Source organism: Acinetobacter sp. SwsAc2 (assembly GCF_013391465.1).
GTDB lineage: Bacteria > Pseudomonadota > Gammaproteobacteria > Pseudomonadales > Moraxellaceae > Acinetobacter > Acinetobacter johnsonii.
The window spans coordinates 44,806-59,253 of the sequence record NZ_JACBEZ010000014.1; the positions used below are offsets into that span (position 1 = coordinate 44,806).

Annotated in this window: 11 protein-coding genes and 2 pseudogenes; 9 read left to right on the forward strand and 4 right to left on the reverse strand. The window is 37.0% G+C overall.

Annotated features, from left to right (window positions below; genetic code table 11):
• Positions 1–8: 8 nt before the first annotated feature.
• From tssF to HYI04_RS08240, 6 genes are all read left to right on the forward strand, one after another.
• Positions 9–1,817 (forward strand): type VI secretion system baseplate subunit TssF, encoded by a 1,809-nt coding sequence (gene tssF, locus HYI04_RS08215; protein WP_010326722.1) that lies wholly within the window; start codon positions 9–11, stop codon positions 1,815–1,817.
• Positions 1,781–2,779 carry a type VI secretion system baseplate subunit TssG gene (gene tssG / locus HYI04_RS08220; protein ID WP_094148604.1) on the forward strand — a complete coding sequence of 333 codons (999 nt, stop codon included), beginning with the start codon at positions 1,781–1,783 and terminating at the stop codon, positions 2,777–2,779. The genes tssF and tssG overlap by 37 nt, the downstream gene beginning before the upstream one ends.
• On the forward strand, positions 2,772–4,199 hold the full coding sequence (locus HYI04_RS08225; protein WP_094148603.1) for a hypothetical protein: 1,428 nt from the start codon (positions 2,772–2,774) through the stop codon (positions 4,197–4,199). The genes tssG and HYI04_RS08225 overlap by 8 nt, the downstream gene beginning before the upstream one ends.
• Before the next feature lie 90 nt (positions 4,200–4,289).
• Positions 4,290–8,048 (forward strand): type VI secretion system membrane subunit TssM, encoded by a 3,759-nt coding sequence (gene tssM, locus HYI04_RS08230; protein WP_171293180.1) that lies wholly within the window; start codon positions 4,290–4,292, stop codon positions 8,046–8,048.
• Positions 8,049–8,084: 36 nt separating this feature from the next.
• Positions 8,085–9,041, forward strand: coding sequence for a type VI secretion system-associated protein TagF (gene tagF, locus HYI04_RS08235; RefSeq protein ID WP_010326718.1), 957 nt, complete (start codon positions 8,085–8,087; stop codon positions 9,039–9,041).
• A gap of 6 nt (positions 9,042–9,047) precedes the next feature.
• Positions 9,048–9,812 (forward strand): OmpA family protein, encoded by a 765-nt coding sequence (locus tag HYI04_RS08240; RefSeq protein WP_010326717.1) that lies wholly within the window; start codon positions 9,048–9,050, stop codon positions 9,810–9,812.
• Between the two features lie 505 nt (positions 9,813–10,317).
• Here the strand turns inward: HYI04_RS08240 and HYI04_RS08245 are convergent.
• Positions 10,318–10,536 carry a hypothetical protein gene (locus HYI04_RS08245; RefSeq protein WP_178896064.1) on the reverse strand — a complete coding sequence of 73 codons (219 nt, stop codon included), beginning with the start codon at positions 10,534–10,536 and terminating at the stop codon, positions 10,318–10,320.
• Positions 10,537–10,638: 102 nt separating this feature from the next.
• Between HYI04_RS08245 and HYI04_RS08250 the strand changes: the two genes are divergently transcribed.
• Together HYI04_RS08250 and HYI04_RS17030 are read left to right on the forward strand one after the other, a co-directional pair.
• Positions 10,639–10,830, forward strand: coding sequence for a hypothetical protein (locus HYI04_RS08250; RefSeq protein ID WP_004979651.1), 192 nt, complete (start codon positions 10,639–10,641; stop codon positions 10,828–10,830).
• 228 nt (positions 10,831–11,058) lie between these two features.
• Positions 11,059–11,658: pseudogene (locus HYI04_RS17030) on the forward strand (site-specific integrase); the annotation flags it as partial.
• Here the strand turns inward: HYI04_RS17030 and HYI04_RS08255 are convergent.
• Both HYI04_RS08255 and HYI04_RS08260 read right to left on the reverse strand, forming a co-directional pair.
• The gene (locus HYI04_RS08255) at positions 11,581–11,904 is read right to left on the reverse strand and encodes a condensation domain-containing protein (protein ID WP_129556769.1); all 324 of its coding nucleotides are present in this window, start codon (positions 11,902–11,904) and stop codon (positions 11,581–11,583) included. The pseudogene HYI04_RS17030 and the gene HYI04_RS08255 overlap by 78 nt on opposite strands.
• 105 nt (positions 11,905–12,009) lie before the next feature.
• Positions 12,010–12,516 carry a GNAT family N-acetyltransferase gene (locus HYI04_RS08260; protein ID WP_004692085.1) on the reverse strand — a complete coding sequence of 169 codons (507 nt, stop codon included), beginning with the start codon at positions 12,514–12,516 and terminating at the stop codon, positions 12,010–12,012.
• Between the two features lie 373 nt (positions 12,517–12,889).
• Between HYI04_RS08260 and HYI04_RS08265 the strand changes: the two are divergent.
• Positions 12,890–13,045: pseudogene (locus tag HYI04_RS08265) on the forward strand (VF530 family DNA-binding protein); the annotation flags it as partial.
• 331 nt (positions 13,046–13,376) lie between these two features.
• On the opposite strand, the gene HYI04_RS08270 reads toward HYI04_RS08265, so the two are convergent.
• Entirely contained in the window at positions 13,377–14,435 is a 1,059-nt protein-coding gene (locus HYI04_RS08270; RefSeq protein WP_010326712.1) for a 2,3-butanediol dehydrogenase, read from the reverse strand.
• Positions 14,436–14,448: the final 13 nt, after the last annotated feature.

Here is a 14,448-nt window from a genome sequence, read left to right on the forward strand (position 1 = left end):
GCTGATTTGTGATTGAAGAATTATTACCGTACTACGAAAAACAATTACAAGAATTTGGGCAGCAGTCCCGTGAGTTTTCGCAAAAATATCCAAAAATCGCTCAGCGTTTATCCTTAAACCAAGAGCAAGTAGATGATCCACATATAGAACGCTTAATTCAGTCCTTTTCTTTAATTGCAGCAAGAATCGATAAGAAACTGGCGGACAGTTACGACATCTTTACTCGGTCTTTGTTTGAGGTGATGTTCCCTCAATACCTCAAACCATTTCCTGCATGTACTGTGGTCAGTTTTGAAGACCTAAATAAGTGTAAACAATTAACTGAAGCTCATCTTATTCCTAAAAATACTGCAATAAAATCAAGAAGTTTTAAAGGTGTACAGTGTGAATTTAGCACCACACAAGAACTAAAGTTATTACCCATTGAACTTAGTCATCTCAATTTTAAAACCAATCCTAGTGCGCATATGCATTTAAATCAAAATGCAACGCTTAGCTTAGGATTTAATATTTTTAATCAGGCACATCGAATTTTAGAAAAAGAAAATTTGCCTATTTATTTGGATGCGATATCCAATTTTCCACTACAAGTTTTGGATGCTGTGTTCCAGTCGAGTACAGGATTTTCATTAAAGGTTGGTCATCGCGTCATCGACATCACAAATCCGTTTAGTATCATGGGTTTTGCTGAAACTGAAAGTCTGTTGCCCTTGGATCAACATACACATCATGCATACCGGCTGTTGATGGAATATTTCTGTTTTTCTGAAAAATTTAATTTCCTCAATATGAACTTAGGTTTGTTAAAATATTTAGAAAAAGAGCAAAATCAGTTTGAAATTTTGATTCATCTTAAACTGAATTTAAATGATCAGGTCAATATTCGAAATTATTCTGAGTTGAATATCGCGAACTTTAAATTATATGTAGTACCAGTTATCAATTTATTTAAAAAACAGGCTGAACCTCAAAAAATTAATCATCAACAACTCGAATATCCTTTAATTACCGATGCTCATCATCCTGAGTTTTATCAAACTTATTCGATTACTAAAATGCAAATGATTCGTGAAAAGTCAAATAAAGATCAAACTACTTTTGACATTTATCCATTCTTTGCGATGAGTCATTATCAAAAGGATGAGACTCAGTTTTTTTATAGTTTGAATTCGGCACAGCTACAAAATAAATATGTTGAAACAGGTTATAGTATTATTTCAAAACATTTATCACCTGAAACAACCAAATCTGATTTTATCAGTACGCAATTATTATGCTCCAATCGTGATTTACCCCATGAGGCATTGAGCCAAGCCAACAATATATTAAATTTGAATGACAGTAGTCTGGCACGGCGAGCTGTGGTTTTAAAAAGACCGAATAAACCCTATTACTTTGAACAAAATAAAAAAGAGCAATGGCGGATCATTTCGCATTTATCATTAAATACTTTATCTCTCACCAAGGGCGATGCTTTAAGCCATATTCAGGAATTGCTTGAACTGTATAACCTGCCTCAGCTCAAAGAAAACCACCTTATTATTAATGCGATTCAGTCGGTTAGTTTTGAATTAAAGCAAAAGATGGTGGATGCAAAACCATTCCCACTCTTTATACGAGGGTTGAAAGTAAATCTAGGGGTTGATTCGAAAGTGTTTCGAGGACATAGCCTGTATATTTTTAGTCAGTTGTTGTCGCATGTCTTTAATCTAAAAGTCCAGATGAACAGTTTTGTCGATGTTGTTATTTCAGATGCTCAATCTCAACAGGAGTTATACCAATGCGTGCAGAACGTTGGTGGCAAGACACTTCTATAGTTGACGTACTGGTTGAACAACCGAACGCTTTTGAATTTATTCAGGCCACGCGATTATTACGTCATGCGGAAGCTCCCCATGCCCAAAAAGAAGGGGATTGGGCAAAGCAGTTTAAGTTTCATAGTTCACTGAATCTCAATTTCCCGAATGCCGAAATTGAGAGTTTGACCCTTGACGAAGAAAAAATTCACTTAACCAACTTAATGATTGGTTTAACTGGGATTCAGGGCACCTTACCGTATAGCTATACCAATAAAATTAAACAAAGTGCGCGTATACAACGGAATGAAACACTTCATTTTTTAGGTTTATTTAATCACAAGCTCACGGCGCAATATGTGGACGCCTCTTTAGCTTACCATTTACCGATTCGCTATGAGATTGAGCAAGAAAACCATTACCTCGATATTTTGCATGCACTAAATGGTTATGTGAGTGCTCAACATGAGCAACAGGACTTAGATGATTATTTTGCTGAATTCGCTGGATTAATGCAGGGGCAAAATAATACAGCACATGCGCTAAAAACCATGCTGGGCTGTGTGTTTAAGCAACCGTTTAAAATTAAAGAATTTGTGGAAGAGATCTTTCGCTTGTCCCCTGAACAAAGAAGCACACTGGGGGGCAATAATCAATTAGGCATTAATACCTTTTGTGGAGAAAATATCCGTCAAATAGATGGAAAAATTGAAATAGAAGTTGGCCCCGTCTCATACACCGAGTATTTAAAATTTTTACCCGATCAAGCTGAGAGTATAAAACTTAAACGATTACTTGCAAGCTGGCTGAGTCCAACGCTTGGGGTGGATTTAAGAATCATCCTGAGGAAAGAGGATATTCAACCGATTCAGCTGAGTTCAACGATGACCATTGGTTTATCACAAGGCGCTTTTTTAATGCCGATGCCGACCGAACACAATCACGAAACCTGTTATACATTGATGGGGATGGGACATGCTTAAGCTCTTTATTGGTACTTTGAGCAGCTTATTGTTGTTTGTCGCAGGAATCGTCATTTTTTACTGGCGTGATATTCAGTATGACCCAACTGGGGCAGACCTGCTTAATTATTTACTTCTATTTCCATTGATTCTGTGCGTAATTTTATGGTCTCCAGTATTTATTTATCGTGCAATTAAAGCTCACCAAAAGCGTAAAGAGCAACAAAAACAAGCACAAGTAGAGCAGCATCAGGATGATGAGAACCAACAGGCTGGAGCTGTTGAAGTTCAGTGGTTAAACCTGAATATTTATTCCTCGTCTGCATATAGTGCCTTTGGGGAAAATGACGAGATTCTTGACGAGATTAAAAAATTTAAAAGCCCAGAGCTCGATACGCAATTACAAAATGCCTATGGCTTACCGATGCTGTCTTATCGCATACATGCACTAGATCATGTCATTACAAATCAGGACGATGATGAAGTTGTTGATCATCCGCGCCATCTGCGAATCCAAGCCCTGATCGAGCATCAACTAGAGCAACATGCAGAAACATTGTGGCAAATCTCACAGCATTTAAAGCAATCTGCCTTATTTTATGATAGTGAATTGGCCTATGAGTATCGTATGCATCCGGCATGGATTGATCCTAGGAGTGAATATGATAGCAATGAACCAGAGGAACAACCTGATGTGCAGCAGGTTGCTAAATTAAACCGTATCAATATACATATGCTGCTGCCTGAATCGATGTTACATGCTTGGAATGAAGAACAAAGCAGTGGTGTCGTACAGGATTATTTAAGTTCACTGGGCATGATTACGCAGCAAATTCATCTTGAGCACCATTATTTCAGTCAAGAAACAGCCTATAAAGAGTGGATGCTGTTATTGGAGCAAATTTCTCAGCAGTCAGAAGAAATCACGTTCATCCTGAATGTAGATTCAGAAATTGACCAAGAACTGCTTGATGAAAAAACATGGTTAACCGACCATTACTTGCCTGCTGAATATGCCTCTAGTTGGTGCTTAGCATCATCTTCTTTACCATTACTTGATATCAAACCCTTAAAACAACTCAAGATTGCACTAAACGAGGCCAATCTTGCCAATCATTTTGCATCCCCACCGATGAAGCAATTAGAACAATTTAAAGATATTCAGCCTTTTGTGCTGATGCTCGATGATATTACAGACATTCAAACCATGAAAAAACTTAACCAAACTTTCGATCGAAGTGGGATTGAATCGCATCACTTCATTCATACCAAACAAAGCTTTGGACATACGCAGCATTTGGCCAAAGTATTTGGATTTATGTTGAGTATGCATTTGCCTGATGAGTTGATGGCGATGATTTATAGCACTGATCAATTGTCTACACATTGTTTTCTACATGCGTGTGAAGACAGTAATATCCCTATAGAACCAACCATTTAAATTAAAAAAGAATAAGAGAGTATTGTGAATTCTTTATTTTATAACGTCTTAGGTTATGTTTGGCAGTATGTGAGCAACCCGAAAGCCATTATGGCCATATCGGGTTTTGTCGCACTAATGGCCATGTATAACGTCATTCCAGCCAAAATCTTTTGGCCTTTAATGATTTGTTATGTATTCGGGGTGATGCTGTGGGGGATTTATTTACTCATTGTACGTCGTCGACATGCAGCACAAGGTGAAGCTCTTGCCGATGCCATTGCACATGATACCAATGCGGAATATGGCAAACAAAAAAACAAAGATGAACTTCATTTGATTCAGCAACAAATGAAAGAATCTATTCAGTTGATTCGAAAATCAAAACTGGGAGATAAAAAGGGCAATGCTGCACTCTACGAGTTGCCATGGTATATGGTAATTGGTAATCCTGCTGCGGGTAAAAGTTCGGCCATTTATAACTCAGGTTTAAAATTTCCTTTTGAAGAAACCCATCAAAAATCAGTTTCTGCTGGACTCAGCGGAACGCGTCATTGCGACTGGTTTTTTTCAACAGAAGGCGTGTTATTAGATACTGCAGGGCGTTATTCCGTTTATGCGGAAGATCATTTTGAATGGTTAGGTTTTTTAAATATTTTGAAAAAAAACCGCTCCAAAGCACCAATCAATGGTTTGATTGTGATTGTCAGTATTGCTGAGTTGGTGAGTAACAGTCCAGAAAAGTCGATCAAACTGGCAAAGAATTTACGTGCACGAATTCAAGATCTTACTGAGCGTTTAGAGGTTTTTTCGCCTGTTTATTTGGTCTTCTCTAAAATGGATTTGATTGCAGGTTTTACTGAGTTTTTTGAATGCTATGAAGTCGGTGAATTTGATCAGGTTTGGGGGGCAACACTGCCTTATACAACCGATGGGGCCAATAATGCTGTTGAATTGTTTGAAAAACATTATTCAATTTTATATGACGGTTTAAAAGGCGTCAGTACGACACATCTCAGCCGCCGACATTCGCAGAATATTTCTCCAAGTGTCATGACATTTCCTTTAGAGTTTAAGAGCTTAAAGCCTGCGTTAAAGACATTTATCGGCACACTGTTTGAAGATAACCCTTATCAATTTAAACCTGTTTTCCGTGGCTTTTATTTCACCAGTGCGCTGCAAGAAGGCATTATTGAAAGTCCAATGACCGAGCAAATTGCTCAAGACTTTTTATTGCAAAAAGGTTTAGACAATGAAAATGGCATTCCAACGCGCTCAGTTTCTCAAAACCATGGCTATTTTTTAAAAGGTTTATTTTCTGACATTATTCTCAAAGACAAGAACCTCGTTAAACAACATATTAACCCTAGCCGAAAGCGTCAGCGTTATATTGCCTTTGTTGCCGCTTTATTTGGTGTAGCTATTATTCTAAGTCTATGGGTGTGGTCTTATCGGAATAATCAGCAATTGATTGCAGACGTACAAGCCGATTTAGACAAAGTCGTTTTACTTGAAAAGCAATCGGGTCAAGAGTTGTCTACACAACTGAGTGCACTCTTGATTTTACAGGAACGTATGCAGCAGTTGGACCAATTTGAAGAAGATCGTCCTTTAAAGCTGGGTTTTGGTCTATATCAGGGAGATGAGCTGCAGGAGAAGCTAAAAACAGAATATTTAAAGGGTGTTGAGCAAATCGTCTTGATTCCAACACAACAAAATATTGCCCAATATCTACAGCGGGTGAAAAGCAATGAAGAAAAATTGCGCACAAACCATGCAAATGTAGAGCTGACACCTGTTGCGAAAACCCAGCAATATTTAGAGCCTAATGATGCAAATCCACAAGATGCATACAATGCTTTAAAAGCCTATTTAATGATGGGTAATACTCAATATATGGATGCAAGTCATTTAAGTGATCAAGTCACACGTTTCTGGCGTTCATGGTTGGATAATAATCGTGGTCAAATGCCGCGCGGAGAAATGATCCAAAAGGCAGAGCAAATTTTGTCGTATAGCATGACTTTAGTTGGCGATCCTAAATTTCCAGTACTCAGCTCAGACAGCTTGGTGGTGGATCAAACGCGTCAAGTTCTTCTGTCTGTTATTCGTGGAATGCCTGCACGAGACCGAGTTTATAATGAATTAAAAATGCGTGCGGCTGTCCGTTATCCAGCATTAACCATAAAGCAAATGCTTGGCGATGCCAATCAAAATGCAATCTTAGGCAGTTATGCCTTACCGGGTATGTTTACACATGCTGCATGGTCAGAATATGTTGAACAAGCCATCGATGAAGTTGCAAAACGACCTACGGATACCAAAGACTGGGTACTCAACAGCACACAGTCGGATGACTTATCATTTAGTGGTAGCCCAGATCAAATCCGTAAACAGCTCACAGAACTCTATAAAAAAGAATATATTGCGGAATGGCGGAAATTTTTAGGTGCGATACATTATGCCAAAGCTAAGGATTACGGACAACAGGCGAGCTTTGTCCAAGTTTTAGGCGAGCCTGAAAACTCACCCATTCGTAGTGTTTTTGATCGCGTTGCGAAAGAAACCAGTTGGGACAATCCAGTCGTAATGGCGGAGCTGGCAGCGCCACAAACAGGTTTTGTGGCTTGGTTTAAACGCAAAGTATTAAGACGAGATGAAACTCAGATTGATGCTAAAGTCATGAATCAAGCGCAAGGCCCGATTTCTAAAGAATTCCAAATGTTTTATCAGTTGGTGCGTAAACGTGATGATCAACAAAATAAGTCTTTGCTTGATGAATACATGCAATCTTTAGCTCAAGTTCGAAGTAAATTCAATGACTTGAAAAGCTCAGGTGATATTGGGCCATCTGCGATGAGTTTGGTTAAGTCGACCATTAATGAGCAAAATTCTGTCTTTAATACAACGCAGAAGTTGGTCGATGAAAAAATGTCAGTTGGCCTATCTGAGGTTGATCAGAAACTGCTCCAAAAGCTGTTGATGTCGCCACTGACACAATCATTTGAAAGTTTAATTCTCCCAGCGCAAGATGAGATGAATAAGCTATGGGTTATGCAAGTCTACCAACCTTTCAATACGAACCTGAGTAAAAAATATCCATTTAACTCTTCAGCGACACTGCAAGCAACAAGCAATGAAATTAGCCAGATTCTTGGCGAAAATGGCAGTATTGCGCGTTATGTCAAAGAGTATCTTGATCCACTTGTTATTCGTCGTGGTTATACCTTGACTTCTAAGACGTGGAAAGATTTAGGGATCAGCTTGAATCCACAATTTGTAATGAATTTTCAAAGCTATGTTGCGCCAAGTAATGGGATGGCAACAGGAGCGTTAAATCAAGCTTCGTCTGCACCTGCGGCTACGGCGCAATCCAATTTTCAATTTTACCCAATTGAAAATCCTAAGTTTTTATCCTATACCATTGATATTGATGGACAAAGAATGCTTTATGAAAACGGTATTCAACAATGGGTGAATTTTGTATGGCCAAATGCCGGAGCAATTCCAGGTGCACGTATTACAGCCATTGATTTAGATGGGAAAACGCATACGATTTTTGAGGCACCTGGTGAATATGGTATTAATCGTTTAATTGATGGTGCTGAGCGAACGCAACGTGGCGGAAGCTATGAAATGATTTGGAGAAATCAGCAAAATCCAGAGCTTGCAGTAAAAGTCAATTTCCGTTTAATCAGCGGGGACGCCAATGGTGGAGTAGGCGGGCAGCGCAGTTACAATGGCATGCAACTGGTCGATCAAATTGTCACCAATAAATCCGTACGTGTGGTGGCAGCGCAAACCACACCTTCAGCAACAGCTGCAAGTCCTAAAGCTCCAACACCAGGTATACAGGAGCCTCGTTTATGATTTCTAGAAAGTGGCTAGGTTGTAAGGAGTATTGCGATGGATGAACTGCGGACTTTAGCTTTATATTACGGAAAATGTCCTGCACGTGGTGATTTCTTAAAAACACGCGGTCAGTATGCCTTAATTCAACTAATTGATCAGTGGATTACTGAAGCATTAGAACATGCCATGCAATCAGAGGGATTTAGTCAAGCGTATGAAAAGCTACCTTCATTAGACTTTTTTATTGCCAATCCACAAGAAAATAATTTTCTTGTGGCAAATTTGATTGCCAGTCACGATAGTTCTGGCCGTCAATTTCCAATGGTATTGAGTCATTTATTAGAAGTTGAAAATAGTTTTGATAATATTATTTATGCGCCATATCGCTATAAGCAAACTTTAATCGACTTATTTCAAAAGAATCGTGTGGTACGTTCGATACGTGACCCTAATATCGTGCTCGATAAATTATCTAAATTAAATAATGAGATACAAGTTTTTAATCACAGCGAAGTTTCGGCATTTTATGAACACCATACGATACATTCATTTGCTCAATTACTAAGAATGAGCAGTTACGAGCTTGCACAAAGCATGATTGGACTCGGGTTATTGTTACAGCCCGTCATTCAACATGGTACTAGTCGCTTAACTAAAGTGTTGATTTTACCTATTAATAACTCTAGCTACTGCTATGAAATTGCAGCTTTTTGGGTCAATCTAATTAGTTTTTTTATTCAAAATCAAAATGCTGAGCTTCTGATAGGGATTTTGCATAGCGAAAAACCGGTACTGCTTTTTGGCTTTCAAGGGGCAGATATTATGACTTTAAGTGAAATTTTCACGCAAAAGTTAGATTCAGATCACTGGGTTTCATTGGTTCAAGCCAATTGGATTGATGCATATTTAGAGCAAAATGCAGGTTTGGCAACGCTGGAGCAAGCTTTGTGTGAGCGGCAATTGAGCTTAATACAAGCTGTGAAACTTTTTAAAAAAACTTTTATAGATTAATAAAATATGAAAATAAATCATAGATTTAAGTCGAATAAATGGCTGCTGACTTTAACGTTGGTTTTGAGCGTGAATGTCTGGGCTGAACCGATTATTATTGAAGGTGTTGTTCCAAATGATGCCAGTAAGCAAATCATTTTGAACAAGATGTACAGTGTCTATGGCACTGACCAAGTGATTGATAAAATAAAGGTTAAAGCAGTTAATGCTCCGAATGGTTGGAGTGAATCTGTTGCGAATATGGTGGTTCCAGAGTTAAAAAAAGTTCACCAAGGTAAACTTTCTGTACGTGGTACGCAAATGGAACTTAATGGAAAAATATCGAGTTCAAATGAAATTCAGCCAACAACAAACTTATTCCAAAGTTTAGTAACACCACCGTATCGCTTAAATGCGCAGCTTTCTGTCAATCAGGCTGAGCAGCAAATTGTAGATGAAGCACTTAAAAACAGAATTATAGAATTTGAATCTGGCAGTGCAGTTTTGGCTATGAGTGGAACTCAAATCTTAGATGAAATGGCGGTGGCTCTGAATAAGGTTGGTGGAAAAAAGGTTAAAATTATTGGACACACAGATAGTTCAGGTGACGCTGCAAAGAATCTTGCTTTAAGTAAAGAGCGTGCTGTAGCTGTTAAAAACTATTTGATCAATAAAAGTATTGCAGCTGAACGTTTAAGCGTCGAAGGATTAGGCTCGAACAAACCTGTTGCTGATAATGCGACTGCAGATGGTCGTAAGAAAAACCGTCGAATTGAATTTGACGTAATCTAAGTCATTTATAAAAAGCCACAATTGATGATGTGGCTTTTTATAAATGACTTAGATTACGTATAATGTATATTATGTTAAATAGAATATCCAAGACTGTAGCCTACGCAACCTCAGTTGGTGCTACAGCTCGACATTGTGAATCTCAGTAAAATTATATTCACAATGCCGAGTACGCTAATGAACATAATATACGTTATGCCGAAATCTACGCGCGCAGCCTATCGATGTGATGATCTAACTTAATAAAAAACTGTTTGAGCTGATCTATTTCTTTATCGTTATCTAATTCTGAATTTTGCAGTTGTTCTAGCACAGTCTCCAGTAGATCGCGCATGTACACATAGTCAGCCTTGGTTAAAACGCCCTTTGATCTGTCATAGCTTCCAGTTTTGTACAAATGTGGGTTTACACGCATAAATCTTTACCGGCATCTTATTAATGGGGGTATCTAAAAATCCCATTCCCCACGTACAAACTTGCGGTATTGATTGTTTTTTGTTCAACATTATTCAATCCCCATATTACGCATGATGTCGTTTTCTTGTTTTAGTGAATCGCAGTACTCAGCAACTTTTGCAGAACGATAGCCCCACTCTGTCATGACCATTTCAATGTGAAAAAGAACCATCTCTGATTCGTAAGCAGGATTTCCCCCGACAATTAATTGACATGCACGGTCGAAAATAATCTTAGATACGTCTTCAAAAGCTTGTTCTTTAGTCATTTGTAATTTGTCACAAGTTACATTTGACTGAAAAATAATATGTCAGATGTTACAAAACAACATGTAATACGATATAAATTACAAATCACATGGAGCAACTAAATGTCCACTACAGTTAGAATTCGAGATGAAGAGGAAGAAATGCTTCAGGAACTTACTTTAAATATGATGATTGAAACGAAGTCACGCATAAAAGAATCTGATGTTCTTCATACACTTATAAGAAAACATCTAAAAGATATAAAAACTTCCGATGTAATGAAATATCGTGAAGAAGTACTAAAAAAAGACTGATAATCTATGTCGATCCAGACTATTAGATTTATAAATAAAAAAGGGCGAATTTATCGCCCTTCTCTTTTGCGCTTGATGTCGCATAACGTAATTTTATGTTAAATCCGATACACCTAACCATAACTTCATATCCTTCTTACTTAAACCAAAATTCAATAACTTAAGTGATTTCTATTTCACTTATAAAATATGATATGTTTACCTTGAGAATACTTCATAAACTTTACTATGTTTGCTTTAAAAACAATTCATTTAGAAAAGAAAGTCTCAAACGAAAATCAAATTATTCTTTTATTTGATCTAAATTCATCTTGTCCATGTTTGTACCCTATGCTGTACACAATGAAATTCCTTAGATTTCAAAGCATATCCACACAGCATGCAGATTTAATCGCAATAAAATTTTGGTATGAATTTTGGCATGAAAAGTTTTCAACATCCTTTTGTGAGTCGTTCTACTCGACATCCTACAATTTTGAGATCATTCAAGGTGAAATTGATAATTTCATTGTCTATTTAGAAAATAATAAAAAAGTTGATAGCAATCTTATTCGGCTAAGAAATACAGACCATACCAATTACACAACAATTGGTCATAGAATTAGATCCTTTCTAAAGTTTTACAACTTTTTGATTGATGAATACTTAAGCATCCAATCACAACCACAACTCACGTTAAAAGAAATTCAAAAAATTAAAGAAAACTTGAATAAATATATGACAATAAAGAAAAAAATTATAAATAACTTTTCAAAAGCCAATAAAACAATTAAAAGTGAGATAAATCATAATTTTAAGAGCATGAATCAGGAAATGATTAAAGGATTGTGCTGCAATGGTTTGTACTAAAAACTGGTCAGATATATTAAATGTGGTACGAAATATCTCATGACGACGCACAATTTCATTCAAGGCAGCTAGCATCTCTGGTATTTGAACTTGCCCAATTAGTCGAGTCATCGCAGATATATTATTAAATTCATTAACACATTTGACCTCCTCCTTGGACAGAAATTGCTCTTGTTCAAATGAAAGAGGAAAAAAATTAGTTGAATTTTTAATTAATGACTTCATTAATTATACTTCCAAAATTAATTTAATAGTACTCAACATATTCACCTACTAAATAGTAGAATATAATCTTGCACATTTTGATTTTTGACCAGTTCCTAATGCAAATTAAAATAATGCGGAACATTCCATTTTTTGATTTTTTTCACCAGAACTAAGTGGTAAAACCTCCCACTCAGATATAAAAACAAAACCATGTCTAGAATAAACATCAACAGCTCTAGAGTTTCCAGGTGATACACTTAATACAATCCTATTGTGCCCTTTAGAAATCGCTAGCTCCTTAATAGTAGAGATCAAAATATCTGCAATTCCCTTTCCACGAAATTTAGGATTTACCCACATCGCCACTAAGTTAAAATCATGAGCTGAATTTTGTATCCCGCCAACAATTCCAATAGCTTGGGTATCTTTGATTGCTAAAATATATTGATATTTAGTTTTATGCGCAGCCCTATCACGCCATTCAGATTCACTATATTTCTCAACAATGGCATAAGTGGCAGAAAAAACATCGGGACTATCTAGAAGTGACTCCAAACGAACTGTTTTAAGAATTTCCCAGTCTTCTTCTATAGTAAGACGTACCTCTATTTCATCCAAACCTTGACTCATTTAACACCTCTAAAGAATTCTTCTAAAAGTAGTAGATAATTAATTTAACTAACAACTCGATACTTTAAACATTTCGATATAACCAATATATTATTCAGCCATATTAGGTCTTTATTTCAATAAAATTAAACAATTTAAACCACCAACTTATCCGAACCCATAATTACAACCAAACCACCCTCAAGTTAATAATTTACACTTTCAAATAATTAGCACTATAAAAAACAAAAAAAATTAAGATAGTAAAATATATTTAACACGTTAAAATTCAAAAAACTCAACTTTATAAAAATACATACCCCTCACATCAAACCATTTTACACTAGTGGTTTTTTAAAATTAAAACATTTGAAATCATAACAACCTCTTCATTGAAGGCTTAAGTCGTAAAATTGAAATTAGATGTTTTTGCATAGATCCAAGTGTTAAGTCATCATTGCGATTTTTACGTACCACACCATGGGCACGTGAAAAAGTAGAAAGCTTATATTTGTATGTCTTATGCCAAAAAGCCAAACAGAAATCGTAGCTTTCAAAACCCCAACCTCAGTCTAATATTTTATACCAAACAGTAAACTAAACCTATTGAATAGCCAATGATTTTGTAGACATCTTTTAATTGGTGGTGGGCTGCCACCACTCTCCTAGCAAAATTTAGTCTATATCCCTATGGTTTATTTAAAAAACTTATTTTCTATCTTTACTAGGCTGTATGATCAAAATCATACTGGCACTCAACACTTTAAATTTGAGAATGAATCTGTAAGTACAGAGTCACTCCCTATCGCTAAAGATATTAGAAATAGCTACATAAAGTTTATTTCTAGCTTATTCAAATTTGTCGTTAAAATTAGGTTTTACTACGGATGAACAATAATTTTTACTGCAGACTCATTATTATGAATCAGCGTTTCAAAGCCTTTAGAAACAAGATCATCTAATGCAATACGTTGGGTAATAAAAGGTTCTAGATTAATCTTACCTTGCTCGACTAAGCGGATGGTTTCCTGATGGTCATTGACATAAGCAATCGTGCCACGAATATCTAGCTCTTTCATAACCACACTATGCACATTAATTGTGGCAGGATGGCTCCAAATCGAAACGATAACGACCACACCAGTTGGTTTCATCGCCGCCACCAGTGTATCCATGACTTTATTAACACTACTACATTCAAAAGCGACATCAACACCACGGTCTTCCGTAATTTTCATCACTTCAGCGACCACATCAACCTTAGATGGATCTAGCACATAATCTGCAACACCCGCTTCTATCGCTTTTTCTTTACGCTTTGCACTCAATTCAGTAATGATGACCGTGAGACCTTTAGCCTTTAAAATGGCTGATAAAAGTAAGCCTATAGGGCCTGCTCCACCAACCAGTGCTATATCGCCAGCTTTTGCACCACTTCTGACATAGGCATGATGACCGACAGATAAAGGTTCTATCAATGCGGCCTGATCTAAGGGAATATCATTTGAAATAGGATGTACCCAACGTCGTTGAACTGCAATTTTTTCAGAAAGACCGCCGCCACGTCCGCCTAAACCAATAAAGTTCATATTTTTTGATAAATGATACTTATCATTCAGGCCAGTCGGGACATCATCCGCAATAATATAGGGTTCAACTACGACATGTTGTCCAATTTGGATATCGTCTACACCCTCACCAACTGCATAAACTACGCCTGAAAATTCATGTCCCATTGTTACAGGTGCAGATTCTCCCGAAATTGGATGTGGATGACCACAAGGTGGAATAAAAATAGGGCCTTCCATGAATTCATGTAAATCTGTACCGCAAATACCGCACCATGCAACTTGAATTCCAACTGTGCCTGGAAGTACTTTCGGTTCAGGGATATCTTCAATTCGAATATCCCCTCGATCATAAAAACGAGCTGCTTTCATTGTGTATTCCTTA